This is a genomic window from Anaeromyxobacter oryzae (assembly GCF_023169945.1).
Taxonomy (GTDB): Bacteria; Myxococcota; Myxococcia; order Myxococcales; family Anaeromyxobacteraceae; genus Anaeromyxobacter; species Anaeromyxobacter oryzae.
In genome coordinates this window covers 4,548,378-4,573,214 of sequence record NZ_AP025591.1, presented here as the reverse complement: position 1 = coordinate 4,573,214, position 24,837 = coordinate 4,548,378, and the positions used below count along the sequence as shown (strand labels likewise).

Here is a 24,837-nt window from a genome sequence, read left to right as displayed (position 1 = left end):
GCCGCTCGGCGGTGGCTACTTCACGACGCGGAGGCCGGGCTCGGCGAACTCGTCGTCGGGGTCCAGCGCGCCTGTGGCGGGCTTCACGGACTCGACACGCCCGCGGCTCGCGGGGTCGAGGCCGAACCGGGAGAGCATCCCGGAGGCGTTCTGCACCAGACGCGCGACGGCCGAGGGCGGCGCGAGCGGCGGCAGGTCATCGATCAGCGTGACGGCGCGCACGAGGAGACGGAAGGCCGTGTAGTCCGTTTCCGTGAACACGCTCAGCGCGTCGACCTGGCGGGCGAGCTCGCGCCAGTTGCGCTTGAAGGCGGCGCTCTCGCCGGTCGGAGGCGGCGGGACGCGCGAGGCGGCCGGAGTGGGCTCGTTGCGGGAGGAGCGATCAGCGCGGTAGGTGCCGCGCAGCTTCTTCACTCGGGACGGGACTCGGGTGGGCATTGCGGTCACCTCAGGGCGCGCTCGACGTCCTGCACCGTCAGGCCGAAGGTGCGGAGCCAGCCGGCCTCGTCGTTCACCGGAAGGCCCGCCGCGCGATGGACGGCGACGTTCTCGCAGAGGGCCCGGAATGCGAACACCGCGTGCACCGGGCGGATCACGAGGCCGGTCGCGTCGACGAGCGGGGCCAAACGGCGCCACATGCGAGCAGCGCCGGGGTACATGCCGTCGGGCGGTGCGGTCTTGGCGAGGCGGATGCGGTCGTCGTGGCGCATGGGGCCATCTTCGACCGTGACCGGGCTACGCGCACGCTTGGTGCGGGTACCGCAGGAAAGCGCCCGCGAGGGCGCGGGAGAACACCGAAGCCGGCGGTAGGAGGAGGGGTGGCGTCGGGTTACAGCCGGAATCCCACGGTTGCCCTCACATTCTTTCGTGCGGCGCGCGGGTCCTGGCGCACTGCTTGTAGAAATCGAGCCGCCCCGGGGTGCTCGCGCGTTGTCGTGGGCCGGCGTCGTCGTTCACGTCGTCGTCGACGAGGACGCCCGGTGCTCACGGGCTGCCGCCGGGTGGCGCTGGCGCGGCGAGTAGCGCCCGAACGCGGTGCCGGTCTGCGCAACCGCAGTCGTGCTGAGACCTTGCCGTTTACGGGTGTTTCGGGTCGCCAGAGCACCCGTAACACCGTAACACGCAGTGACTACGAGTAATTGCGGCCGTATGTTTCGCTGTTACGGGTTGCCGTGGTCCACCTGGGGCCGCGCGCGGCCACCACCCCGCGCTCTCTCCCACCCCGCGATTCGACGCAAACCCGTAACAGCGTAACAGTACGAGCTCAAACCCTCGGCCTTACTGGCTGTTACGGTGTTACGGCTTGCCAAAACGACCCGAAACACCCGTAACGGGTGATGACCCCCGCCCGCGTCGGTAGCGCCACGCTGAAGAGCGGAGCGCCGAAAGCCACGCGTTCACTTCCTGCCGTCCACCGCAGCCGTCGGAGCGCCGAGCGCATGGCATCGGCGCCCACGCGCCGAAGCGCTGAGCGCCTCGTGTCTCGTTCCTAGTTCCCGCAACGCGTACGCGTGTCGCCGTGGGCCGAAGCGCGACGCGCTCCGCGCTCAGGACTGGGACGGAGCGCCGACCGCTGCTAGCGCGGACGAACCACGTCGCGAGCACGGGCCTCGTTCGCGGCTCGACGCGCGACGCGCTCCGGATTCGGACGCGGGCGGCGACGCGGCCTTGACAGGAGGGACGCGGGGCTCGGCGCTTCGGCCGCGAAAGGGCCCAGCCATGCCGCTTCAGGCGTTAGCCATTTATCCAGACGCCGCATAACAGATCGAGATCCTTACGAATGCACGATCCGTGCGGACAAATCGTACGCACGAGCCGGCGCTACTCGCGACAGGATCGACAAACCCGATCCATGGTGCCCGCACGAACGGAGGCGAATGCCGGCAGGCCGCGAGCGCGATGGTCTAGGTCCACCGCACTCATCGGCCGGGCGACTCAGTGCTTCCGTTGCGGAGATGAACATGGGCAGCGACGAGAGCACGCGGACCCCGGAGGAGCGGCTGAAGGCGATCCTGACCTACCTCGCCGGGGAGGAGTTCACCAAGGACCTCGACACGCGGTACGCGAAGATGAGCACGTCGGATCTGTGCGTCGAGGCGCTCTGTGGCGTGATGCACGAGCACGGCGACTACATCGTCGAGGACGCGCGGCGCGAGTACGAGCCGAAGATCGAGCGGCTGTTCCTGGCGTGGCTCACCGACCCGGCGTCGCCAAGGATCACCCACGACCTGATCCTTACGCTCGCCGTGGCGTGTGGGCTCAAGGGCATCTTCGCGCACTGGGTGCGCGAGATCACCGAGCACGTCGCGTCCGTCAACGCGACGCTCACCATCACCGACGCGTAGCCATGCCCCCGCCGCTCGCCCGCGTCGCCCACCATGAGGCTGGCCACGCCGTCGTCGCCGAGAGGCTGGGCGCGTCGGTCCTCCTCGCCACCGTCGTCCCCACCACCATCGTCCCCGCCCCAGGTCTCCGCGCCGTCAGGGTCGCTAGGGTCGAACGCGAAGACGCACCATCGCGTGAGGACGACATCCTGATCGCGTACGCCGGCCCGCTCGCCGAAGCGCGACACGCCGGCCGCCCGCTCCCGTTCGCGCTGGGCCGGTCGCGCCGGCACGTGTCGCAGGCGGTCCTGCACTACGGCGGCAGCTTGGACCTCCAGGCGGCGGCGCGGGCGGCGGGGCTGGACAAGCAGTTCTCGGATGCGGGCGAGCGGCGGGCGTACATGCGGTGGCTTTGGGAGCGGTCGCGCGTGCTGGTGCGTCGGCGCTGGCGCGAGGTGGAGGCCGTCGCCGCGGAGCTCCTCGCCCGCCGAACGCTCTCGGGTGCGCAGGTGCGGCGCTGCATCGCGAGGGCCGGCGGCTGAACGAAGGAGGCCCGGCGCGCGAGGGAGGGTACGCGCCGGGCCCGGAGGTCGTCAGGGGATGGGGCCCCTGACAGCCCAATTCTGACCGACGTCCCGCAGACGCGCACGTCCGCAACCACTCGTGTCCGTTGCGCGATCTCGATGCATGCGACGCATTTCGTGCACGAAACCACGAACGCGTCGAAAAGGGTTTCACGTAACGTGCGCTGCCGCGCACCGACGGAGGAGACGCAATGGAGACGAACGGTTCGAACGCGAAGAAGAGGCCGTCCAGGGCGCCCGCGGTGAAGGTGGGGGTGAAGCTGCGCGAGCGGCGCGCGGCGCTCTCGCTCTCGCAGATGCAGCTCGCGGTCATGTCGGGCATCGCCCTGAACACGCTCCAGCGGGCCGAGGCCGGCGACTTCACCTACCGCACCGCCGTGCGGCTCGCGCCGCACCTCGACCTGGCCCCGGCGGACCTGCTGCCCGGTGTGAAGGTCTAGCAACGAGGCGCCTCGCGCGATGGGGCGCGGGCCACAACTGAGAGAGGGCGAGGGAGGAAGCAACACGTGACCGCATCATCCACCATCGTTCGGGCCCAGCCCGATCTCCAGACGCTCGCTCGCAAGAAGTGGGAGTCGAGCGGACTCGCCGAGAAGCACGCGAAGAGGATGCGGCTGCGCGCCATGACCGGGCAGCAGGTCGCCGACAAGGGCATCACGCCCGCGATGGCGGGCCTCCTCATTCCATACTTCGACGAGCACGGGACCCCGACCAAGTTCTGCCGGGTGCGGTTCCTCGACGAGGCGCGGACCGGCTTCCTCGCGCAGGCGACGAAGCCGCAGCGGTTCGCGCAGCCCGCCGGGACTCTGAACGAAGTCTACATGCCGCCGCTTCTGGACGGACCATGGGCCGAGGTTCTCACCGACCCCAACGTGGACCTGATCATCACGGAGGGCGAGTTCAAGGCGGCCTGCGCGTGCGCCCACGGGCTGCCGACGCTGGGACTCGGCGGGGTGGACGTGTGGCGGTCGAAGAGCCGCGGCCTACACATGCTGCCGACGCTCGCGCACGCGGAGTGGGCGAACCGGCGGGTCACGATCATCTACGACAGCGACCTCGCCACGAACCCCGACGTCCTGCGCGCACAGAACCAGCTGGCTCGCGCGCTGCTCGACCGCGGGGCACGCGTGCGGGTGGCTACGGTCACCCCGGCCGAAGGTGGCGGGAAGCAGGGGCTGGACGATCTGATCGTCGCCCACGGCCCGGAGGCGGTCGCCGCCCTCGTCGAGAGTGCGACCGCTCCCGACGAGGCGCTCGCTCTGCACGAGATGAACGCGGACGTTGTGTACGTGTTCGACCCAGGCGTCATCGTGGTGCAGCGCAAGCGGAAGGTCATCTCGCCCGACGCGTTCGCGACGCACGCGTACGCCAACCGGCGCTTCGAGCGCCACCTCGGGGAGGTCAACGGCGTCGCGAAGACGAAGGAGGTCAGCACCGCCCGCGCGTGGCTCGAGTGGGGTCACCGCAACGAGTTCGACCGCCTCATCTACGCTCCCGGCCAACCACTCGCCATCGAACGGATCGGCCACCGCGGCGAGTCGGAGCGCTGCTTCAACATGTGGCAGGGCTGGGGCGTCGAGCCGCGCGCCGGTGACGTTCGCCCGTGGCACCGCCTCCTCGACCACGTCTTCACGGGAGCCTCCCGCGAGCACCGCGTCTGGTTCGAGCGGTGGTGCGCGTACCCGATGCAGCACCCTGGAACGAAGCTCTTCACGTCGGTCCTGTTCTGGGGCGTCGTGCAGGGCATCGGGAAGTCGTTCACGGGCGACCTGCTGCGTGACGTGTACGGCAAGGGCACGAACGCGATCCTCGTCAACACGGACACGCTGGAGAGCGCCTTCAACGGCCTGCTGGCGAACCGGCAGTTCGTGCACGGCGACGAGATCACCGGGAACAACAACCGGAAGCACGCCGACAAGCTGAAGAACGTCGTCGTGCAGGAGCAGATGACGGTCAACGAGAAGTTCGTGCCTGCGTACGAGATCGACACCTGCGCCAATTACTTCTTCACGTCCAACCACCCCGACGCTTTCTTCCTCGAGGACGCCGACCGGCGCTTCTTCATCCACGAGGTGACCGCAGGCAAGCTGCCGTCCGAGTTCGTCCAAGACCTGCGCGCATGGCGGTTCGGCGGCGGGCCCGCGGCTCTGTTCCAATACCTGCTCAACCTCGACCTTGGCGACTTCGACCCGCGCGCGGCGGCGCCAATGACGGCCGCCAAGTTGGAGATGGTCCGTGACTCGAAGAGCGACGTGGGGCGCTGGGTGCAGGACCTCCGCATCGCCGACGACGCCGAAGAACCGAGCGCGCTGACCAACAGTTGCGACCTTCTCACCTCGACCGAGGTCCTGAACGCGTACGACCCGATGGACTCGGGCCGTGTCACTGAGGGTCGCATCGGGATCGAGCTCAAGAAGGCGCGCTTCGAGCGGCGGTTCCTGCGCATCGGGGAGCGCACGGAACGTCTCTGGGCCGTGCGGAACCGCAAGAAGTGGGCAGCCGCGAGCGACCGCGAATGGGTCGCACACCGCAAGGCGGCCCTCACTGCCAAGCCCAAGCGGAAGTTCTAGGGGAGGACGACATGAAGAAGAAGCCCGCCCTCGCGGACATCTACCGCCAGAGGTACCTGGAGGCGAACCGCTACCGCCTGGAGCTCCGTAACGACCTCCGGTCCGTGTGGATGGAGTGGCACGGCGTCCGCCCCGCCCGCCGTGACCGCACCCGCTTGCACCTTCTCGACCGCCGAGACCGCGAGGCGGTGGCACAGGGCGTCCCCAACCCGCTCCGCTGCGGGCTCGACCACGTCGAGCTCTGGGAGTGCGTCGAGACCGGGGACATGGTGGGCCTCACCTCCCAGCCGTACTTCGCGGACGAGGCCGAGGCGATGGCCGCGTGGGAGGAGCGGCTCAAGCCGCTCACGACGGACCACGGGTTCGTCGTGAGCGTCAGCTCGCCGGCGCACTCCTGGTGGTGGCCGCTGCACTCGCTCCTCATCGAGATCTGGCGCCGCGACTTCCGCGGCGTACCCGTCAAGTAGACCACGCCTCGCCCGCTCACCGTCGCGCCGCACTCCCTCGACCGACACGGCGCGACACCCGCACCTCACCGGACCCGAGTCCGGCAAACTTTGCTCGTAGTGGAGAGAGTTGTGATGAACACCGCCGTCCCGAACACCGCGCCCGAGGCGCTGCTCACCGCGAAGGAGGTCGCGGGGCTCCTCAAGGCGTCCGAGTCGATGATCTACAAGCTGCAGCGAGAGGGGCGTTTGCCGGCCATCCGCATCGGCTGGCTCCTCCGCTTCCACCCCGACACGGTCCGGGCGTTCATGCGCGGGGAGCCGATCCCGCCGAGGCCCGTCCGGGCCAAGTAGGAGAGGTCCATGAAGAGCAGGGTCCGTGGTCTGACGTTCCGCCCCGACGGTCGCGCCGTCATCCAGTGGGAGGACGGCAACTACCGTCAGCGGCAGGAGACCATCCCGTCGGCCGGGAAGGACGGCCGCCCGCTCACGCAGAAGGGCATCGAGGCCGAGGCGCAGCGCCGGCTCCACGAGTACCGGGAGCGGGCGAGGCGCGAGCGTCAGGGCATCGACGCGGCCTCGACCGAGTGGCTGCGGCGGCCGTTCTCGGATCTCATCGACTGGTGGTGGGACGTTCACGGCAAGACGCTCAAGTCGGTCGCCGTGCCCATCGCGCTGAACAAGCACCTGCGCCCGGACCTGGGCCACCTCCCGCTGCGCGAGCTCACGACGGTCGTGTTCCGGCGCTGGCTCGCCGACAAGGAGGCCGCCGGGCTCGCCCCGAAGACGAGGAACCACCTCCGCTGGTACGCGCTCAACGTCTTCGAGCTCGCCCGGGAGCAGGGCGGCCCGTGGGCGGGGCGGCCGAACCCGGTCGCCGACGTGCCGCGCGCGAAGGTCGTCGCGACGCCGAAGAAGATCCTCGAGCCCGCAGAGTGGAGCGCCGTGCTGGCTCAGGTGCAGGAGGAGTGGCGCGGTCCGGTCGCGCTCGGCCTCTATGCCGGCCTGCGAGCCGGTGAGGTCTTCGGGCTGCGGAAGGAGGACGTCGACCTGCGCGCCGACATCATCATGGTGGCGCGGTCATGGGACGCGCCGCGGACCAAGGACGGGAAGTCACTCCCCGTCCCCGTCGCACCGGGCCTCAAGCCGTTCCTCGTCGAGGCGATGAAGTCGCCGGGGCCGTTCGTCTTCCCACAGGCCGACGGCTCAATGCAGCCGCGTGACCTGCGCCTCGGCAAGATGCTGCGCGCCGCCATCCGGGAGGCGGGCGTGGTCGACGGGTACGAGCACCGCTGCCGCGCGTGGCGCTGCGGGTGGCGCGAGCGACACCAGACCGCCGACCTACCCGAGGCGTGCCCGCGCTGCGGGAAGGCGGCGCTCTGGGCGCGTCCTCTCCCCCGCCACGTCACCTTCCACGGCACGCGGCACAGCTTCGGGACGGCCGTCGTGCGGAGCGCCGGGCTCGCGGTGGCGCAGAAGCTGCTCCGCCACAGCGACCCGCGCCTCACGGCGAACACGTACACGCACCTGGACGATCGGGACGCGCGGGCGGCGGTGGCGGCCGTGCAGGCGGCGGTCGACGCGGCCAGCACTGCGCCAGCACTGCACGACCCCGAGACCGAAACGGCGAAGCCCCCGGAGCCGGCGCTTTCGCGAGCGGTTCCGAGGGCTTCTGAGTCGGGGAGACAGGATTTGAACCTGCGACCCCTTGGTCCCGAACCAAGTGCTCTACCAGGCTGAGCCACTCCCCGATGCTGCAGATCGTCGGTGCTGCACCGCGCCTCGGGAGGGCTCGGTCCGACGCAAGGCCGCGTAGATACTGCCCGAGGCCGGGGGGTGTCAAGGGCGAACGCGACGGAGCGCTCGAGGCCGGCGCGCAGGGCGAATCGAGCGCATCGGAGCAGGCCGCGCCGCTGTCCGGGCTACGTCGGAGCTTCGCTCCGACGGGACGCTGCGCGCCTGCCAGAGGCGACCCGCTGCGAGCACGCGGCCGGCTGCCGGTCCGCCTGCAATTGGCACCGCGCGCACGGGGCGCCCCTCCGGGGCATCTGCGTCCGCACCGGCGACCCGCGCAGGGGTATCGTCCAGGAATCGGAGCCTCCCGTGCGCTCTCCTCGAGGCGGTCTCGAGCGCGGGGACGGCGGGTGGAGGGAGCGGAGCATGCCCGGCGACAGCCCGGCCGTCCTGTGGATGAAGTCGGTCGCCGGCATCGCGTGGCTGCAGCTCGTCCTCGCGGCCGCGCTGTTCGGGTCGGCCGGGACCCTGCGCTACTGGCAGGCGTGGCTGTACTGGAGCGTCTTCCTCGGGGCGGTGCTCGTCATCACGATCCACTTCCTGCGGCACGACCCGGACCTCATCCGCCGCCGGCTCGCCGTCGGACCCGTGGCGGAGCGGCGCCGCGTGCAGCAGGTGGTCCAGGCGCTCGCGACGCTCTGCTTCCTCGCGCTGTTCGTGGCGTCGGGGCTGGACCGGCGCTTCCGGTGGTCGTCGGTCCCCTCCCCGGTCTCGCTCGCCGCGGACGCCCTCGTCGTCCTGGGCTTCGCGATCGTCTTCCTCGTGTTCCGGGAGAACAGCCACACGTCCGCCCTGGTCGAGGTGAGCGCCGGTCAGCGCGTCGTCTCGACGGGGCCGTACCGCCACGTGCGGCACCCGATGTACGCGGGCGCGCTCCTGCTCCTCGCGGCGACGCCGCCCGCGCTCGGCTCGCTCGTGGCGCTGCCGTTCGTGGTCGCGCTCGCGGGCGTGATCGTCGCCCGCCTCGTGGACGAGGAGCGGCTGCTCGCGTCCGAGCTCCCGGGGTACCGCGCCTACTGCGGCGAGGTCCGGTACCGGCTCGTGCCTCGCGTCTGGTGAATACCGGCCCGGCCCTGCCCGGCGCGGCTGCTCACCGCACGCAGACCGCCTCCATCTCCTCGACCTCCTTCGGCACCGCCTCGGTGAGGTTCACGGGGCCGTCCGCGGTGACGAGCACGTCGTCCTCGATCCGGATCCCGACGCCGCGCATCTCCTTCGGCGCGGCCTCGTCGTCCTCGGCGACGTAGATCCCGGGCTCGATGGTCACGACCATCCCGGGCACGAGCGCGCGGGACTTGCCGTCGACGTAGTAGTCGCCGACGTCGTGCACGTCCATGCCGAGCCAGTGGCTGGTCCGGTGCATGTAGTACTTGCGGAACGACTTGTCGGCGATCCGCTCGTCGACCGTCCCCTGCAGGAGCCCGAGCCCGATGAGCCCCTCGGTGAGCTTGCGGACCACGCCCTCGTGGATGCCGTCGATGGTCGCGCCGGCGCGGACCGCGAGGATCGCGTCCTTCTGCACGCCGAGGCAGAGATCGTAGAGCGTCCGCTGCGGCTTCGTGAACTCGCCGGAGACCGGGAACGTCCGGGTCACGTCGGCGGTGTACCAGTCGTACTCGCCGCCCGCGTCCACCAGGCACACGTCGCCGTCCTTCAGCGGCGCGTCGCCGGCGCGGTAGTGCAGGATCGTCGAGTTCGCGCCGGCGGCGACGATCGTCCCGTAGCCGGGGCCCGTCCCGCCGCGACGCCGGAAGGCGTACTCGATCTCCGCCTGGACCTGGAACTCCTTGCGGCCCGGCTGCCCGTCGCGCATCGCCGCCATGTGGGCCTCGGCGGTGATCTCGGCGGCCCGGCGGAGCTTCGCGATCTCGTCCGGCGCCTTCACGAGCCGCAGCTCGTGCAGGATCCGGCCGGGGTCGACCACCCCCCCGGGCGGCATCTTCCCGAGGCGCGCCGCGGACCGGAGCCCGGCGAGGATCCGCGGGAGCCGCGCGTCCCATGCCTCGTCGAAGCCGATCCGCCACCAGAGCGTCGCCGCGCCCTCGACGAGGTCGGGGAGCCGCGTGTCCATGTCCGCGACGAGGTACGCCTCGTCGGCGCCGTACAGCTCCTTCGCCCCCTCGAGGCCCGCGCGCCGCCCGGTCCAGATCTCCCGCTCGCGATCGCGGGGCCGGACGAACAGCACCAGCTTCCGCTCGCCCTTCCGCGCCGCGAACACCGCGCAGCCCTGCGGCTCGTCGAGGCCGACCGCCCAGGCGTGGTCGGAGTCCTGGCGGAACAGGTACTCGGCGTCGTGGTTCCGGAGCTTCTCGTCCGCGGCGGGCAGCACCATCACGCCGCCGCCGCGCCGCTCCATCTCCTCGAAGATGCGGGCGCGGCGCGTCGCGTACACGGTCGGGTCGAAGGACATGGCGCGAGGAGATATAGACAATCAACGGCTGCCCGGCCAGCGCGCTCCGCACCAGGCCTCGAACGCCGCGCGCGCCTCCGGCGGCGCGTCCGGCGCGGGCTCCAGCCAGAGCGTGTCCTCCGGCGCCGCCTCGAGCGGCACCTCGACCTGCACCAGCTCGTCGCGCCGGAAGACCGTGAGCGACACGCGGCCGCCCGGCCCCTTCTCGCAGAGCCGGTCCCACAGCGCGGCGCGGTCCACCCGGAACCCGCCCTCGGCGAGGAGCTCGTCCTCCGCATACAGGCCCGCCTTCCAGGCCGGGCTGCCCTCCCGGACCGTCTGGACCGTGAGCTTCGGCCCCGCCGCGAGGTCCGCGCCGAGCCACCCCGCCGGCGGCCGGCCGTTCTCGGCCTTCGGGGGCGTGCCGCCCTTGTCGTCGAAGCCGGTCGAGGCGCGCCGGTGGAGCTTCAGGCCCACGAGGTCGAGGTCCAGCGCGAGCGGCTCCACGCCGCGGACGAATCGATCGAAGAAGCTCCGCGCCGCGTCGGCCCCGAGGAGCTCGCCGGCGACCCGCTCGACGCCGTCCTCGGGCACGCCCCTCTCGGCGTGGCGCGCGAGCAAGGTCCGGAGCAGCACGTCGAGCGACGAGCCCGCGCGTCGCAGCGCGAGGTCCAGCGCGAAGGCGACCAGCTCCCCCTTGAGGTAGTAGGAGATGGTGCTGTTCGGCGTGTTCTCGTCGGGCCGGTACAGCTTCACCCACGCGAGGAAGCTCGACTCCTCGACGCTCGTCTTCCGCGCGCCCGGCGCGCGCTCGAGCAGCGTGAGCGCCTGGCCGAGGTTCTTCAGGTGGCGCTTCGCGTCCACCAGGCCGGACCGCACCATGGCGAGGGCCTCGTAGTACGAGGTCGCCCCCTCGAACCACCAGAGCAGGCGCGTGTACTGCTCCCGCGTGTAGTCGTACGGCACGAAGGCGGCGGGCCGGAGCCGCTTCACGTTCCACACGTGGAAGAACTCGTGCGCGACGAGCGCGAGCGTCTCCTCGTAGGTCTCGCGAGGGAAGAACTGCATCCGCCCGACGTTCAGCGTGGTCGAGCGCGCGTGCTCGAGGCCGCCGCGGCGCTTCTCGGTGAGGTGGACGATGAAGAGGTACCGGTCGTAGGGCAAACCGCCCATCAGCTCCGCGAGGACCTCGACGATCTTCCGCGTGTCCTCGACGAGCCGCGCCTCGTCCACGTTGCCGCGACCCCACAGGACCATCGCGTGCGGCTTCCCGGCCGCGGTGAAGCGGAGGGTGCGGTGCGTCCCGATCTCCACCGGCGAGTCCGCGAGCTCGTCGTACCCACGCGCGGTGAACACCGCCGGGCCGCCGTCCAGCGCCGTCGCGACCTCCCACCCGTCCGGCGCGTCGAGCTCGAGGACGTGCGGCTCGCCCTCCCGGCCGGGCACGTACGGGAGGACGGCGGCGCCGTTCAGGTACCCGTGCGTGCCGTCGAGGTGGGCGGTCCGGACGGTCAACTCGTTGGCGTACACGCGATATCGGACCACCACGCGGTCCGCGCCTGCGGCAGCGACGCGCACCCGGTGCTTGTCGAGCCGCTGCACGGCGAGCGTACGCCCCGCGCCGTCCTCGGCATGCAGCCCCTCGACGTGGCGGGCGTACTCCCGGACGAGGTAGCTGCCGGGCGTCCACACCGGGAAGCAGAGCTCGGCGAACGGGCCGGGCCGCTCGACGGCGACCTCGACATGAAACAGGTGCGAGTGAGGCTCGGGCATCGCGACGCGGTAGCGCATGCGGAGCTGAAATGTAGCCCGGGATCAAGTCTGCGCCCCGCACTTCTTGCTACGGTCGCGCGGCACTGGGGGATCGGCGGTGGATGGTTCGACACAGCGGAGCGTCACCCCGATCGGCGACCGCCGCGAGCCCCTGCTCAGGCTGTACCTCCTCGGTCGCTTCGAGGTCGTCCGGGAGGACGTCCCCATCCCCCCGCAGGCCTGGCGCCGCCGCCGCCCCGCCGATCTCCTGAAGCTCGTGGCGCTCTCCCCGCGCCGGACGCTCACGCGGGAGCAGGCGATCGAGGCGCTCTGGCCCGACAAGGACCCCGCGAGCGGCGCCAACAACCTGCACCGCGCGCTGTACGACCTCCGCCAGATCCTCGGCGGCCGCTGGGTCGACATCGAGCGCGGCCACCTCAAGCTCCGCCAGGACGTGTGGGTCGACGTGGACGCCTTCGAGCGCGCCATCGAGGCAGGCGGTCGCGAGCGCTGGGCGGAGGCGGTGTCCCTCTACCGCGGCGATCTCTCGCCGGAGGATCTCGAGTCGACGTGGCTCGTGTCGCGGCGCTCCGTCCTCCGGTCGCGATTCGCGGAGGCGGCGTACCCGCTCGCGCGCGCGGCCGCGGACGAGGGCGACGCGAGCGCGGCGATCCCGCTGCTCCGGCGCCTCCTCGAGGTCGACCCGGCCGGCGAGGATGCGCACCAGCTCCTCATGAAGCTCCTCGCCGCATCCGGCCGGCGCGCCGAAGCGCTCCGCCAGTACGACGCCTGCGAGTCGGCGCTCCGCGCCGCCGGCCGCGCGCCGACCGACGAGACGCGGGCGCTCCGCCAGGCGATCCAGCGCGGCGAGATCGGGCCGGCGCAGGCGCGCGCCGGGCTCGACGGCGCTCGCCGCGCCGCGCGGCGGCTCCTCGGGTCGACCGAGCCCGCGCCTGTGCGCGGCCGGGCGGCGATCCTCCTCTTGCTCGAGTCGCTCGCGGAGAAGGGCTCGGGGGTGCTCTTCCTGCTCGGAGAGCGGGGCGTCGGGAAGACGCGCATCGCCGTCGAGGGCGCCCGCATCGCCCAGGCGCGCGGCGCGACGGTGCTCACCGGCATCGCGACCGCGGAGGGGACCGCGGGCGCGGGCGCGCCGTACGGGCTGTTCGCCGACCTCTTCCGCGAGGAGGCGCGCGTGCACCCGGGCGCGCCCGACCCGTTCGCGACCGGCGCGCTGCCGTCCGGTGGCTCGCCGGAGGCGATCCGGCTCCGCGTCCTCGACGCGGTGATCGCCGCGCTCGCGACGCTCGCCGACGGCCGGCCGCTCTGCCTCGTCCTCGAGGACGTGCACGAGGCGGACGAGTCCTCCCTGAACCTCCTCCACTATCTCGCGCGGCGCGCGGCCGAGCTGCGCCTGTCCATCATCGCGACCTGCCGCGAGGAGGCGATCCACGCCGGGACGCCCATCCAGATGGCACTCGCGCACCTCGACGGCAGCCGCCTCGCCCGGGGCGTCCGGGTGCCGCGGCTCGGCCTCACCGCCACGCGGGAGCAGGTCGACGACCTCCTCGGCACGCGCGCGCCCGACGCGCTCGTGGCGCAGATCTACCGGGCGACCGACGGGTGCCCGGCGCTCGTCGAGGAGGCGGTGCGCGCGCACGCCGAGCCGGGCCAGCAGGTCCCCGCCGATCCGTCCGCCGCGCTCCGGGCGCGCGTCGCGCGGCTCGGCGCGCGGGCCGAGGCGCTCCTCGCCGCGGCCGCCGTGGCGGGGCGCCGCTTCGACTTCGAGCTCGTCCGGCCCGCGACCGGGCTCACCGCCCACGAGGCGGTGACCGCGCTCGAGGCCTGCCTCGACGCGCGGCTGCTCGACGAGGACGGCGCCGGATACCACTTCCACGACGCGCTCGTGCGCGAGGTGATCTACGACGGCCTCGCGCCGGAGCGGCGCGCGGCGCTCCACGCCGCCATCGCCGACGCGATCGAGGCCGCCGCCGGCCACGCCGCGCCCGCCGAGGCGCTCGCGCAGCACCGCCGCCGCGCCGGCCAGCGCGAGCGCGCGATCCGCCACCTCGTCGCCGCCGGCCATCGGGCCGCGGACCGTGCCGGCCTCTCCGAGGCGCTCGCGTTCTTCGCGGAGGCGCTCGAGCTGCTCGGGCCGGAGGACGGCGCGGCTCGGCTCGAGCTGCTCGACGCCATCGGGCGCGTCCGCCTCCAGCTCGGCGAGGTGACCGAGGCGGCGCGGGCGTTCGGGGACGCGGCGCGACTCGAGGGTGCCGGCGGGTTCCGGCCCGCCCCCGAGCAGCGCGCGCGGGCCCACCGCCTCGCCGCCGTCGCGCTCGCGGCCGGCGGGGATCTCGCCGCCGCGGACGCGGAGCTCGAGGACGGCCTCGCCGCCGCCGAGGGCCACGCGCCCGAGGAGAGCGCCGCGCTCCTCCACCTCCGGGCGCAGCTCCTCTGGCACGCGGGCCGCCACGAGGCGGCGGCCGCCGCCGCGGACGCGTGCGTCGCGGCCGCCGCGCAGGCGGGCGACGCGGATCTCCTCGCCCGCGGCGAGGACGTCGGCGCGCTCGCTCGCGGGATGCTCGGGACGGCGCTGCCGGCGACCGGGGCTGCCGCCGCCCCCGCGGATCACCTCCGCCAGGACACCACGCCCGAGCACCTCGTGGAGGTGCACGCGATGCTGTGGGACCGCGACCTGCTCGGCGACGTGCCCGCCGCGGACGTCGCGCGCGCCGCCGGCCTCCTCGTCGAGCGCGCGCGGCAGCGCGACGTCCCCGAGGCGCTCGCCGCAGGGCGGCTCGGCGAGGCGACCTGCGCCATCGCCGCGGGCCAGCTCGAGGCCGCCGAGCTCGCCGTCCGCGCCGCGCTCGACGGCTTCCGCGCCGCCGGCTCCGCGTTCGGCGAGGCGCTCGCCATGGAGCGGCTCGGCACCGTCCTCACGATGCGGGGGCGGCTCGACGAGGCGCGCGAGCTGCTCGGGGACGGCATCGTCGTGGCCGAGCGCGCCGCGCTCCGGCGGCACGTGCTCCTCCGGCTGCACGCCGCCGAGGCGCGCAACCGGCTCGCGGCCGGGTTCGCCGGCGCCGCGGAGGACGCGGTGAAGGAGGCGAGCGAGACCGCCGCGCGGCACGGCGAGTGCGCGTCGTGCGACGCGGCGCTCCGCCCGGAGGCGATCCGGGTGGCGCTCGCCCGCGGGCGGATCTCGGACGCGGACGCGGAGGCGACGCAGCTCGAGGAGCTCGCCCAGGCCCGCGGCGGCCGCGTGCTCCTCGCGATCGCGCGCCTCGCCCGCGCGCGCGTCCTCGCCGCGCAGCGCCGGTCCGACGACGCGCTCGTGGCGCTCGCGCAGGCCCGCGCCGGGTTCGTCGCCGCCGGGCACCGGGCGGAGGCGGCGCGCTGCGTCCGGCTGGAGAAGGGGCTCAGGGGCACGGCGGGGCTCCCGGCCGCGCTCCTCGAGCTCGACGCGCTGGTCGTGGTCGACCGGGACGCCTGACGCGCCACCCGTGACCTCGACGCCCGCCCGGGCGCCCCTTACAGTCTCGCGCGATGGATCCCTACGGCCTCCGCCGCGTCGTCTCGCCTCCCGGCGTCCTCCCGCAGCGCGCCGAAGTGCTCGACCCGTCGCTGCCGCTCGGCGAGGACGAGCTCGCGATCTCCGTCGAGGCGCTCAACGTGGACGCGGCGAGCTTCCGCCAGATCGAGGGCGCGGTCGGGCGCGACCCCGACCGGATCGCCGCCGAGCTGCTGCGGCTCGTCCGCGCGCGCGGGAAGCTGCACAACCCGGTCACTGGCTCGGGCGGCATGCTCATCGGGCGCGTCTCCGCCGTCGGACCGCGCCACCCGGCCGCCGCGGTCCTCCGGCCGGGCGACCGGATCGCCACCCTCGTCTCGCTCACGCTCACGCCGCTCCGCCTCGACCGGATCCGCGCGGTGCGCCCCGAGATCGACCGCGTGGAGTGCGACGGGGAGGCGATCCTGTTCGCGACCGGGCTCTGGGCGGAGCTCCCGGAGGATCTGCCGGAGACGCTCGCGCTCGCGGCGCTCGACGTGTGCGGCGCCCCGGCCCTCGTCGCCCGGCACGTCCGCCCCGGCCACCGCGTCCTCGTGCTCGGGGCCGGGAAGTCGGGCGCGCTCGTCGCCGTGCAGGCGCGGGAGAGCCTCGGCGCGACCGGCGCGCTCCTCGTCGCCGACCGCTCCGAGGCGGCGCTCGACGCGCTCGCCACCCTCGGCGTCGCCGACGCGCGGCTGCGGGTGGACGCGACGGATCCGCTGGCGGTCCTCGCGGAGGTGGAGGCGGCGGGCGGCCGCTGCGACGTCGTCGTGAGCTGCGCCAGCGTCCCCGGCACCGAGATGGCGGCAATCCTCTCCGCGCGCGACGGCGGGACGGTCGTCTTCTTCTCGATGGCGACGAGCTTCACTGCCGCCGCGCTCGGCGCGGAGGGCGTCGGCAAGGACGCGACGCTCGTCATCGGGAACGGGTACGTCCCCGGGCACGCGCGGCTCACGCTCGAGCTCCTCCGGCGCAATCCGGCCCTCGGTCGCCTGTTCCAGGAGCGCTACGCACGATAGGGGAGCGGCACCCACCCGCCCGCTCGCCCGTGTCCCCGGTGGAGGTGTCGCGCGTGGGCGACACCATGGGGCCGCCGCGGTTCGCCCGTGACACCCGGGTCGCGGCTGCACCGCCGCGATCACGGGAAACGCACGCGGATCGTCGCGGATCCGAACTTGCACAACCGGCGGATGGCCCCGCGCTGCACGTCGAACGTCAGGGGTCTGGGGCATGCTTCGCCCCACGAACAGGGTGCACCGGATGCCTGCCTGCCTATCCGCCATTCATGCCGAGACGCGCCTTGCGCGCCCCATCCGCGTCCTGCTGGTGGAGGACGACCTCGACCTCCGCGGCGCCCTCGCCGACCTCCTCCGCCTCGAGCGGATGGAGGTCGTGGAGGCGGAGAACGGCCTCGACGCGCTGCTTCACCTCCGGACCGTGAAGCCCGCGCCCGACGTGATCGTCCTCGACCTCGACATGCCGGTCATGAGCGGCCGCGAGTTCCGCGAGGCGCAGCTTCGCGAGCCGACGGTCGCGGCGGTGCCGGTCATCCTGCTCTCGTCGCACCGCGTGGCCGGTGTCCCCGCTGCCGCGGTGCTCGAGAAGCCGTGCGCCCCGGAGCGGCTGCTCGCCACGATCGCGCGCGTCGCGGGCGCCGCGTCGCCACGGTAGACTCCCGCGTCGCGGGGCCGTGGCGGAACTGGTAGACGCAGGGGACCGCTCTGCCGTGACTTTCCGGACCTGACGCGCGTCGGGCCACGTCCCCGCTGATCTCGTCCCCGAGTCGCTCGATCGCGATCGGCACCGCGCGCGCGTCTCTTGCCCGCGCGTGGGCCCGACTCCGCCGGCGGTGCCTGTATCCGGGCGTCGCCCCCCGCGTACTCACCGAGAGGTCTCCCCTCCGCGATCCAGGCGCGGTGCGGGAACCGAAATGGACTCGGGCAATAGTGCCCCATGCTGGACGAGATTGAGGTCGACATGAGAAGCAGAATTCCCGGATTCCGTTCCGCCGTGATGACGCCACTCGTGGTGCTTGCCCTGACCGCGGCGTGCGGAGGCACCAACGACACGGGCTCCGGGACCCCCGACCCGTCGGGCGCGAACCCCGGCCAGCCGTCGACGCTGATGCTCACGACGGACGCCCGGCTCGGCAGTCACCTCGTCGACGGAAGCGGCCGGTCGCTCTATTACTTCGCGAAGGACATCCCGGCGAGCGGCACCCAGGCCGCGGTCTCGAACTGCAATGCGGGCTGCCTCCCGATCTGGCCCATCTTCGACGCCGACGGCGCGGTCGCGCAGGGGATCAACGCGGCGGACGTCGGCCAGATCACCCGCTCCGACGGAAGCAAGCAGACGACGTACAAGGGATTCCCCCTCTACTACTACGCCGGCGACGCGGCGGCAGGCGACACCCAGGGCGAGGGCGTGAACGGGATCTGGTACGTCGTGCACGACCCGACCTACTCGATCGCGCAGCTCAGCAAGGCGAACGAGGCGGCGACCTATCTGACGGACGGTGCAGGCCGCGCCCTGTATTCCTTCGCCCGAGACACCGTCGGCACGCGCACGACGTCACCGGTCACTGCCTGTACGAGTGGCCCGTGCATGACGAGCTGGCCCACCTTCCTCACGGACCAGGTCACGGTGCCGAGTGATCTCGTCGCGGCCGACTTCACCGTCTACACGCGCGCGGACGGCACGCGCCAGTCGGCGTACAAGGGGCACCCCCTGTACTACTACGCCGGCGACACCGCCCCCGGTCAGACCAACGGTCGAGGCGTGCCCGGCTGGCAGACGATCGACCCGACCGCGCCTTGATCGCGTGGCGTCGCGGCGACGGAGGTGGTCCGTCGAGGACCCAGGCCCGTGGCGCAGGGGCTCGCTCCAGGAGCCTCCGCGCCCGAGGCCGTCTCATCCGATGTCCCCCGAACATTCACGATTCCGCTCCCCAGGAGCCCCTCATGCAACGAGCCGTCACGAAGTGGACGCAGTTCCTTCTCGTCGTCGCCCTGGTCGCCTGGCCTCGGCCTTCACCGAGCGCCCCGCTCCAGGCCGACACCTCGGCAAGTGCGCTCGTCATCCGCACCGGCAGGAACGGCCTCCTCCGCGCCCTTTCCCACGATCACCAGTTCACCCCCGCTGTGTGGCAAGCCGAGGTGAATTTCGATCCGAACCATCCGCAGGAGGTCCACGTGGACGTGCGGATCGACGCGGGCACGCTGCACGACCAGGCCGCGCGCCTCGCGCCGAAGCTGCGGGCCTACGTGGATCGCGAGGCCGCCGGGCCGGAGGTCCTCGACGCGCAGCGCTACCGGGAGATCAGGTTTCACGGTGAGTCGGCGAGCACTCGAGGCGAGGGCGACGGTCTCGAGGGCGTGCTGCACGGGGCGCTGTCGCTCCACGGCGCGACGCGGCCGCTCGACGTCCCGTTTCACGCGCGCATGGATGCGCTCGGCTACCGCGTCGCCGGCAGCGTTCGTTTCCGTCAGACGGACTTCGGGATGACGCCGTTCTCGACCGCCGGAGGGTCCATTGGCGTCGATGACGAGATCCAGGTGGATTTCGATCTCGTGCTCGTCCCCGCGTCAGGGGCGGCCAGGAGCGCAAGTCGCCTCGGGGCGCGGTGAGGACCATGGGTGAGCGCCAGTGCACGAGCTGCGCCTCGACCCCATCGTTCGATTCCCCGATCCCGGTCCTGAGGCCGTGGCGGAACGGGTAGAGGCAGGGGGCCTGACGCTCAACCGGCTCAACCCTGCGTGAATGCTCCCGACGAGGCTGGGTTCGAATGCCTCGTTGCTCGAGCGGTCAACGGCTCCTCCTCGGCATGGCAACCGCCGACGGGTTGCCGCTCCATCGACGGTATCGCCTTCACTTCCCGTTGGGCTCTGGCCGCGGCGCACCGCACCTCCTATCGTCGAACCGGGCGAGCCCGCACGGTTCGCCGCCTTGGACAATCACCAATCGATGGGGGTATCGGGATGAATTGGTTCCTGCGAACGTCCGCTCGATCTCTTTCAGCGTCGGTGCGCTGCTCCTCGCACTCCGTGGCGTTCATCGCGATGGCGGCGCTCACCGGCGTACCAACGCTGGCGCTCGCACACCCACCGTGCTGCGTCCAGTGTGTGAACCCGCACGGTGAGACCATCCCATCGGCGGGATCGCTACCCGTGTGCTCGGTCGGCTTGCTCCCGAGCGCGAACGCCTTCCGGGCGGGCGAGAATCCGGACGGCTTCTTCCTCGTCGGCACCACGACCGGGCAGGAGGGTGCCGCCTGCGGTAGCGGTACATCGGATGTCGTCCTGATCGACCTGGGCACGGGCCTGACGTTCGCGGGCCCCGGCCCGGGTGGCGACTTCCTCAACGGGACCACGCTCAAGTATACCCAGGCTCCCGGCACCAAGGTCCCGGACGTGGACAAGATCGGCAGCACGAACGGCAAGGCCGGGGCGGTGGACTTCCACCTCAAGGGCGCCGGCGATTTGGAGGTATGCTCCGTCGAGACCGAGACGTGCGTAACCTGCCACGTGCCGCCGCCGCCCAAGTAGACGCCGAAGGAGTCGAGCCGGCGCCACCCACCCGCCACGTGCGTCACGATCGTCTCCGCCACTGACACGGTCGGTCACGAGCACCACGGGTCACGATCGCGGGCGCGCCAGCGGCGCAGTGAAGCAAGTGGAGCAGGCAATGGCGCGGTGGGATTCGTCCTGCCGCGCCTTCCGCATGTGTGTTCACACCCGCGAAGCCCAGGCCCCGGCGCGCTCTTCCCCTCCGAGGAACGCGAATCGCCTCTCGGGCGACGCCGTGGGCGAGGGTGGTCGCGCTCGATGCGCAGCCTCAGGCAGCCCATGCCTGAAAGCGACGTTTCACGGACAGCGATTCCGCTGTAGATTCGATTGCCTGGGGCCGTGGCGGAACTGGCAGACGCAGGGGACTTAAAATCCCCCGCCGGTCAACCCGGCGTCCCGGTTCGACCCCGGGCGGCCCTACTCTCCCGCGCGAGCGCTGCGGGCGCCGACGCGCAGCGCTTCGAGAGGCGCCGGGGCTGGTGCCCGGGATCACGGACCGCTGCCGCGGCCGCGCACCTTCATGAACGCATCCGCCGCTCCGTAAGCCTCGTGCGCGAGGGCCTCGAAGTTGGGGTCGAGACCCTGACCGCCGGCGAGGCGCCCCGAGATCCATGCCTGCATGAAGCGCGACGCGAGCTCGTCGCGCTCGGTCCAGCGGCCACCTGTCTGTGTCTGGTCTGGCATGCCGTAGGCTTAGCCGGGCGCGCTCGGCCGTGAGGGCTCCCGACGAGGTGTTCGACGCTCGGGCCGGCAGGCGAATGGCGTGGCCCCTACGGGTTCGCGCCCGCGCCCGCCTGCGAGCCCCGCCGCGCCTCGATCGTCGCGAGGAGCTTTCCGAACGGCTCCGCGAAGAGCCGCACGCCGTCCTTGAGCAGGCGCTCCGTCGCGTCGTCCAGCGAGATCCCGAGCTCGGCGAGCGCGTCGATCGTCCGATGCGCGCCGTCGACGTCGGCGTCCAGCGTCCGCGCGACGCGGCCGTGCTCCCGGAACGCGTCGAACGTGGCGGGGGGCATCGTGTCGACGGTGTCCGGGCCGATGAGCTCCTCGACGTACATGACGTCGCGATAGCGCGGGTCCTTCGTGCTCGTGCTCGCCCAGAGGAGCCGCTGCGGTTTCGCGCCGAGCGCCGCGAGCCGGGCCCACCGCGGCGTCGCCGTGAGCGCGCGCCAGTCCTGATACGCGAGCTTCGCGTTCGCGATCGCCACCCGACCGCGCAGCTCCGCCGCCCGCTCCCGGACCCCTGGCGCGGCGTCGCCGGCCGCGCCGACGGCGTCGAGCTGCCGGTCCACGAGCGAATCCACGCGCGACACGAAGAAGCTCGCGACGCTCGCGACGCGGGACAGGTCCTCGCCGCGCGCAGCCCGCGCCTCGAGCGCCGCGAGGTGCGCCTCCGCGACCCGCGCGTACCTGGCCCGGGAGAAGAGGAGCGTGATGTTCACGTTCACGCCCTCCGCGAGGAGGTCGCGGATCACGGGGAGCGCCTCGGGCGTCCCGGGGACCTTGATGAGCACGTTCTCGCGATCGAGCGCGCGCCACAGCCGCCGCGCCTCGTCGCGCGACGCCCCGGCGTCGTGCGCCACCACGGGCGACACCTCGAGGCTCACGTACCCGTCGCCCCGCGCGGTCCGCTCGTAGACCGGCCGGAGGAGATCGGCGGCCGCCCGGATGTCCCGCAGCGCGAGCGTCTCGTAGATGGTCTTCGCGTCGAGCTCCGCCCGCGGCAGCAGCGTCACGAGCTCCTCCTCGTAGTCGCCCGTCCCCGCGATCGCCTTCTCGTAGATGGAAGGGTTCGTCGTGAGGCCGGTGAGCCCGTCCTCCTCGACGTAGCGCGCCAGCTCGCCCGACACGAGGTTCCCGCGCCGGAGGCTGTCGTACCAGACGCTCTGGCCGTAGCGGGCCAGCTCGCGGAGCGGATTCGCCATGTTCGCCCTCCTCTCCTGCTCGTCCTAGTCGTCCAGCTCGCCCGCGTCGGCCACGCCCGAGTCCGGCTCGCCGAGCTCGGGCGTCTTCTCGCCGGGCTGCCGATCCTTCAGGACCCGCTCCACCACGTCATCCGCCGCGGACGCGCCGCGCGACGGGCGCTGCTCGTCGGACGGCGGCCCGCCCGAGGGCCCGCCCTGCTGGCGCGCGTTCGCGTCCGGTCCGGGGTCCTTCGCCACCGGCCGTCGCTCCGCCTGCTCCGCCTTCCGCCGGCTGCCGCCCCCGTCCTTCTCCCTGGGATCCATGCTCGGAGCATGCGCACGCGCGCCGCCGTCGTCCGCGTTCCGGGGTCCCCGCCGTCTCCGTGAGAGGGCAGCGGCGACCGGGCGAGCACTGCCCCGCTCGCCGCTCTTGCCCGAAGGGAGCGCGCTCTAGTCGCCCGGTGGCCGGTAGAGCACCTGGGGCGCGTACTCGAACGCCCGGTAGAGCGGGAGCTGGTCGAGGAAGTGCGGGTCGAGCTCGAAGCCGGCCGGCGACGACGGCGCGACCGCGATGAAGCCGCTCTGCCCGAGGGAGAAGATGCTCTCGGCGGCGATCTCCGGCCTCCCCAGCGCCACGATCTGCGCGTACGTCGCGCGGTTCGACTGCGGGATCCGCGCGACCTCGCCGACGACGGGGTGCGTGTACACGGTCTCCGGTCGCGGCGCGGTCCAGGTCGTCGGATCGGTCCCGCCGGCGGTGGCGAGCGCCGCCACCGCCTCGTCGAACGCCGCCGAGAGGACCGCCTGCCACGGCTGCCCGTTCAGGTAGTCGCGCGACGGCGGGACGCCGCTCTCGAGGGTGGCCGCGAAGTCGAGGACGTGCAGGAGCATGTTCGGGCTCGCGTCTCCGACCGACGTGCCGAGCTCGTCAGCGAACACGTCGGCGAGCGCGCGGTTCAGCCACGCCGTGAAGATCAGCTCGCCGGGCGCGATCGTCGTCGAGCTCACGGCGTCCGGGAACGCGTTCTGGTCCCAGCTTGCGACGACGGCGCGCGCGGCCGGCGCGACCGGGTGGGCCGGCGGGACCGCGTCCAGCGCCGCGAGCAGGTACGGCCGGAGGAAGCGGGAGTCGCGCCCGTTCCCCTTCACGCGCGCGATGTCCTTCGGGATGTCGCGCATGTCATCCACCGTGACGTGGTCGTTCGTCGCGAGGCGGGCCACGATCTCGCGGAGGCGCCCCTGCTTCCCGAAGTTCTGGTCGTCGGCGGCGGGGTACCCGAGCGACGGCTTGTTGTTCCAGTTGGCGAGCCAGCCCTGCGGCGGGTTCACGGAGCGCGGCGTCGGGACGAGCCCGCCCGGCCACTCCGCGCTGCCGTCGCCCGGTAGCGGCAGCCGCGGATCGAACCCGGCTGGCCGGAGCGGGACCTGTCCCGCCTGCCAGTAGGCGATGTTCCCGAGCCGGTCGGCGTACAGGAAGTTGTGGCTCGTCACGACGAGGCCGACCGCGCGCTCGAACCGCTCGAGGTTCGTCGCCCGGTCGAAGCCGAAGAACGCGCTCCCGGTCTCGAGCTCGCGCAGCCAGTGCGCGCGCTTCTCCGTGAACGCGAGGTTGTCCGCGGTCGCGACGACCGGCCCGTGCACGCTCCGCGCGACCGTCAGCGCCACCGGTGACGCGCCGCGCACCGCGATGGACTCGACGCGCACGTCGTACGCGCGGCAGGCGCCGCGGAACTGGTACCCGCTGCCCGGCCCCGCGCCGGCGTCGCAGAGCGTCTCGGCGTAGACGTCCACGTTGTCGCCGGTCGCGGTCGTGGAGGTCCAGGCGACGTGCCCGTTCCGCCCGATGAGGATCGCCGGGGCGCCGGCGAACGCCATGCCGACCGTCTGGAACCCGTCACCCCCGGTGAGCTGCACCTGGTGGAGCACCTCCGGTGCGGACGCGCCCATCTGCGGGCCACCGTACAGGAGCGCGACCCCTTCCGCGCTCCGTCCCGGCGACACGAGCCACGCGTAGCTGCCGAGCTTCGTCGGGACGCCGAGCGACGCCCACAGCGCCTTCGCCGTGGCGAGGCCGTCGTCCGGGGCGGCGGTCGCCGTGGCGGAGGCGGCCGGCAGCGCGGCCGCGAGGCGCGCGGTGGCCGCGGCCGAGAGCGCCTGCGAGGGGGCCCGCTTGCCGTCCGCCGGCGACGGCACCGTGACCGGCGCGTCCGGATCGTCGAGCCAGCGCACGTCGTCGAAGATCGCCATCCCCTCCGTCGCGCCGTGCGCGGCGACGAGCGCGCCGAGGAGCGCCGCGTTGGCGAGCTCGCTCCCCCCGATCTCGCCGAAGCGGCGGACCATGAACGCGCCGAAGGCCATGGAGTCGCGGGTCGTCCAGGGCGCCGGGAGCGCGCCGAGGAGGGCGAACTCGAGCGGCACCTTCCGGGGGTCCTTCGAGACGACGTCGTCGACGTAGCGGTTCACGCCCTCCGCGTACGCGTCGTAGATCGCGCGCTCGTCCGCGGGCAGCGCCGCGAAGATCCCGTCCAGCTCGTCGTCGGTGTACCCGACGGTCCGCTGGTACCGGTCGGCGTCGACGTACGCGGGCCCGAACAGCTCCGCGAGCGTGCCGCGGGCGGCGCGGCGGTTCAGCTCGAGCTGGAAGAGCCGGTCCTGCGCGACCGCGTACCCGTAGGCGACGAAGAGGGCGTGGTTCGTCGGCGCGAAGACGTGCGGCGTCCCGAGGTCGTCGCGGAAGATGCGCGCCGTCTGGCCGCCGACCTGGAGCTCGGTCCAGCCGGGGCCCGCCCGCGGGGCAGGCGGCCCGAGCGCCGCCGCGGAGGAGACGGCGGGGCCGCTCCCTCCACAGGCGACGAGCGCGGCGAGGACGGGGACGAACCACGGCGAGCGAGCCGACATGGCGAACCTCCCTCGAGGTAGCGGGCGACCGGACGGCCCCTTCCTGCCCGATCCGGAGCGAGCCGGA

Annotated in this window: 21 protein-coding genes, 2 tRNA genes and 1 pseudogene; 15 read left to right on the top strand and 9 right to left on the bottom strand. The window is 72.8% G+C overall.

The annotated features are described in order from the left end of the window. Positions 1-15 precede the first annotated feature (15 nt). Together AMOR_RS20045 and AMOR_RS20040 are read right to left on the bottom strand one after the other, a co-directional pair. Positions 16-438 (bottom strand): hypothetical protein, encoded by a 423-nt coding sequence (locus AMOR_RS20045; protein WP_248353514.1) that lies wholly within the window; start codon positions 436-438, stop codon positions 16-18. Between the two features lie 5 nt (positions 439-443). Further along, positions 444-710, bottom strand: a complete 267-nt coding sequence (locus AMOR_RS20040) for a hypothetical protein (protein WP_248353513.1) — start codon at positions 708-710, stop codon at positions 444-446. A gap of 1,251 nt (positions 711-1,961) precedes the next feature. Between AMOR_RS20040 and AMOR_RS20035 the strand changes: the two genes are divergently transcribed. From AMOR_RS20035 to AMOR_RS29865, 7 genes and pseudogenes are all read left to right on the top strand, one after another. Next, positions 1,962-2,345 (top strand): hypothetical protein, encoded by a 384-nt coding sequence (locus AMOR_RS20035; protein WP_248353512.1) that lies wholly within the window; start codon positions 1,962-1,964, stop codon positions 2,343-2,345. A gap of 2 nt (positions 2,346-2,347) precedes the next feature. Continuing rightward, positions 2,348-2,866: an ATP-dependent metallopeptidase FtsH/Yme1/Tma family protein gene (locus AMOR_RS20030; protein WP_248353511.1), complete on the top strand. Its 519-nt coding sequence runs from the start codon at positions 2,348-2,350 to the stop codon at positions 2,864-2,866. Between the two features lie 233 nt (positions 2,867-3,099). Further along, entirely contained in the window at positions 3,100-3,348 is a 249-nt protein-coding gene (locus tag AMOR_RS20025; RefSeq protein WP_248353510.1) for a helix-turn-helix transcriptional regulator, read from the top strand. A 66-nt stretch (positions 3,349-3,414) separates the two neighbouring features. Next, positions 3,415-5,478: a DUF3854 domain-containing protein gene (locus AMOR_RS20020; RefSeq protein ID WP_248353509.1), complete on the top strand. Its 2,064-nt coding sequence runs from the start codon at positions 3,415-3,417 to the stop codon at positions 5,476-5,478. Positions 5,479-5,489: 11 nt separating this feature from the next. Then, complete coding sequence (locus tag AMOR_RS20015; protein ID WP_248353508.1) at positions 5,490-5,945, top strand: hypothetical protein; 456 nt, start codon at positions 5,490-5,492, stop codon at positions 5,943-5,945. 114 nt (positions 5,946-6,059) lie between these two features. Beyond that, a complete protein-coding gene (locus tag AMOR_RS20010) occupies positions 6,060-6,278 on the top strand; it encodes a helix-turn-helix domain-containing protein (protein WP_248353506.1) in 219 nt (72 codons plus the stop codon). Positions 6,279-6,287: 9 nt separating this feature from the next. Then, positions 6,288-7,400 (top strand): annotated as a pseudogene (locus AMOR_RS29865) (tyrosine-type recombinase/integrase); the annotation flags it as partial. Between the two features lie 201 nt (positions 7,401-7,601). On the opposite strand, the gene AMOR_RS20005 reads toward AMOR_RS29865, so the two are convergent. After that, positions 7,602-7,675, bottom strand: a tRNA-Pro gene (locus AMOR_RS20005). A 409-nt stretch (positions 7,676-8,084) separates the two neighbouring features. Between AMOR_RS20005 and AMOR_RS20000 the strand changes: the two genes are divergently transcribed. Then, complete coding sequence (locus AMOR_RS20000; protein WP_248353505.1) at positions 8,085-8,777, top strand: methyltransferase family protein; 693 nt, start codon at positions 8,085-8,087, stop codon at positions 8,775-8,777. A 31-nt stretch (positions 8,778-8,808) separates the two neighbouring features. Here AMOR_RS20000 and AMOR_RS19995 read toward each other — a convergent pair whose 3' ends face one another. Beyond that, on the bottom strand, positions 8,809-10,128 hold the full coding sequence (locus AMOR_RS19995; RefSeq protein WP_248353504.1) for an aminopeptidase P N-terminal domain-containing protein: 1,320 nt from the start codon (positions 10,126-10,128) through the stop codon (positions 8,809-8,811). Positions 10,129-10,149: 21 nt separating this feature from the next. Then, a complete protein-coding gene (locus AMOR_RS19990) occupies positions 10,150-11,898 on the bottom strand; it encodes a M61 family metallopeptidase (RefSeq protein ID WP_248353503.1) in 1,749 nt (582 codons plus the stop codon). A 79-nt stretch (positions 11,899-11,977) separates the two neighbouring features. Between AMOR_RS19990 and AMOR_RS19985 the strand changes: the two genes are divergently transcribed. The 7 genes from AMOR_RS19985 (at position 11,978) to AMOR_RS19955 (ending at position 20,391) form a co-directional block, all read left to right on the top strand. After that, positions 11,978-15,349: an ATP-binding protein gene (locus AMOR_RS19985; protein ID WP_248353502.1), complete on the top strand. Its 3,372-nt coding sequence runs from the start codon at positions 11,978-11,980 to the stop codon at positions 15,347-15,349. A gap of 53 nt (positions 15,350-15,402) precedes the next feature. After that, positions 15,403-16,425 (top strand): L-erythro-3,5-diaminohexanoate dehydrogenase, encoded by a 1,023-nt coding sequence (gene kdd / locus AMOR_RS19980; protein ID WP_248353501.1) that lies wholly within the window; start codon positions 15,403-15,405, stop codon positions 16,423-16,425. Between the two features lie 241 nt (positions 16,426-16,666). Continuing rightward, a complete protein-coding gene (locus AMOR_RS19975; protein WP_248353500.1) occupies positions 16,667-17,077 on the top strand; it encodes a response regulator in 411 nt (136 codons plus the stop codon). A 342-nt stretch (positions 17,078-17,419) separates the two neighbouring features. Then, a complete protein-coding gene (locus AMOR_RS19970; RefSeq protein WP_248362567.1) occupies positions 17,420-18,223 on the top strand; it encodes a hypothetical protein in 804 nt (267 codons plus the stop codon). A 143-nt stretch (positions 18,224-18,366) separates the two neighbouring features. Further along, a complete protein-coding gene (locus AMOR_RS19965; protein ID WP_248353499.1) occupies positions 18,367-19,032 on the top strand; it encodes a YceI family protein in 666 nt (221 codons plus the stop codon). Positions 19,033-19,449: 417 nt separating this feature from the next. Beyond that, positions 19,450-19,950, top strand: coding sequence for a hypothetical protein (locus AMOR_RS19960; protein WP_248353497.1), 501 nt, complete (start codon positions 19,450-19,452; stop codon positions 19,948-19,950). A gap of 354 nt (positions 19,951-20,304) precedes the next feature. Beyond that, positions 20,305-20,391: transfer RNA gene (locus AMOR_RS19955), tRNA-Leu, on the top strand. Between the two features lie 69 nt (positions 20,392-20,460). Here AMOR_RS19955 and AMOR_RS19950 read toward each other — a convergent pair. The 4 genes from AMOR_RS19950 to AMOR_RS19935 all read right to left on the bottom strand — a co-directional run bounded on the left by AMOR_RS19950 (position 20,461) and on the right by AMOR_RS19935 (position 24,770). Next, positions 20,461-20,655, bottom strand: a complete 195-nt coding sequence (locus AMOR_RS19950) for a hypothetical protein (RefSeq protein ID WP_248353495.1) — start codon at positions 20,653-20,655, stop codon at positions 20,461-20,463. Positions 20,656-20,741: 86 nt separating this feature from the next. Further along, positions 20,742-21,893: a transaldolase gene (tal, locus tag AMOR_RS19945; RefSeq protein WP_248353493.1), complete on the bottom strand. Its 1,152-nt coding sequence runs from the start codon at positions 21,891-21,893 to the stop codon at positions 20,742-20,744. 24 nt (positions 21,894-21,917) lie between these two features. After that, positions 21,918-22,196 carry a hypothetical protein gene (locus AMOR_RS19940; RefSeq protein WP_248353492.1) on the bottom strand — a complete coding sequence of 93 codons (279 nt, stop codon included), beginning with the start codon at positions 22,194-22,196 and terminating at the stop codon, positions 21,918-21,920. 126 nt (positions 22,197-22,322) lie between these two features. Further along, the gene (locus AMOR_RS19935; protein WP_248353491.1) at positions 22,323-24,770 is read right to left on the bottom strand and encodes a penicillin acylase family protein; all 2,448 of its coding nucleotides are present in this window, start codon (positions 24,768-24,770) and stop codon (positions 22,323-22,325) included. Between the last annotated feature and the right edge of the window lie 67 nt (positions 24,771-24,837).

Excerpts from the sequence above, each read along its gene's own strand:
- AMOR_RS20045 (WP_248353514.1), bottom strand. The coding sequence starts at position 438 with ATGCCCACCCGAGTCCCGTCCCGAGTGAAGAAGCTGCGCGGCACCTAC.
- kdd (WP_248353501.1), top strand. The coding sequence starts at position 15,403 with ATGGATCCCTACGGCCTCCGCCGCGTCGTCTCGCCTCCCGGCGTCCTC.
- AMOR_RS20030 (WP_248353511.1), top strand. The coding sequence starts at position 2,348 with ATGCCCCCGCCGCTCGCCCGCGTCGCCCACCATGAGGCTGGCCACGCC.
- AMOR_RS20025 (WP_248353510.1), top strand. The coding sequence starts at position 3,100 with ATGGAGACGAACGGTTCGAACGCGAAGAAGAGGCCGTCCAGGGCGCCC.
- tal (WP_248353493.1), bottom strand. The coding sequence starts at position 21,893 with ATGGCGAATCCGCTCCGCGAGCTGGCCCGCTACGGCCAGAGCGTCTGG.
- AMOR_RS19990 (WP_248353503.1), bottom strand. The coding sequence starts at position 11,898 with ATGCGCTACCGCGTCGCGATGCCCGAGCCTCACTCGCACCTGTTTCAT.
- AMOR_RS19975 (WP_248353500.1), top strand. The coding sequence starts at position 16,667 with ATGCCTGCCTGCCTATCCGCCATTCATGCCGAGACGCGCCTTGCGCGC.
- AMOR_RS19995 (WP_248353504.1), bottom strand. The coding sequence starts at position 10,128 with ATGTCCTTCGACCCGACCGTGTACGCGACGCGCCGCGCCCGCATCTTC.
- AMOR_RS20015 (WP_248353508.1), top strand. The coding sequence starts at position 5,490 with ATGAAGAAGAAGCCCGCCCTCGCGGACATCTACCGCCAGAGGTACCTG.
- AMOR_RS19940 (WP_248353492.1), bottom strand. The coding sequence starts at position 22,196 with ATGGATCCCAGGGAGAAGGACGGGGGCGGCAGCCGGCGGAAGGCGGAG.
- AMOR_RS20000 (WP_248353505.1), top strand. The coding sequence starts at position 8,085 with ATGCCCGGCGACAGCCCGGCCGTCCTGTGGATGAAGTCGGTCGCCGGC.
- AMOR_RS19935 (WP_248353491.1), bottom strand. The coding sequence starts at position 24,770 with ATGTCGGCTCGCTCGCCGTGGTTCGTCCCCGTCCTCGCCGCGCTCGTC.
- AMOR_RS20035 (WP_248353512.1), top strand. The coding sequence starts at position 1,962 with ATGGGCAGCGACGAGAGCACGCGGACCCCGGAGGAGCGGCTGAAGGCG.
- AMOR_RS20040 (WP_248353513.1), bottom strand. The coding sequence starts at position 710 with ATGCGCCACGACGACCGCATCCGCCTCGCCAAGACCGCACCGCCCGAC.
- AMOR_RS19970 (WP_248362567.1), top strand. The coding sequence starts at position 17,420 with ATGACGCCACTCGTGGTGCTTGCCCTGACCGCGGCGTGCGGAGGCACC.
- AMOR_RS20010 (WP_248353506.1), top strand. The coding sequence starts at position 6,060 with ATGAACACCGCCGTCCCGAACACCGCGCCCGAGGCGCTGCTCACCGCG.
- AMOR_RS19965 (WP_248353499.1), top strand. The coding sequence starts at position 18,367 with ATGCAACGAGCCGTCACGAAGTGGACGCAGTTCCTTCTCGTCGTCGCC.
- AMOR_RS19950 (WP_248353495.1), bottom strand. The coding sequence starts at position 20,655 with ATGCCAGACCAGACACAGACAGGTGGCCGCTGGACCGAGCGCGACGAG.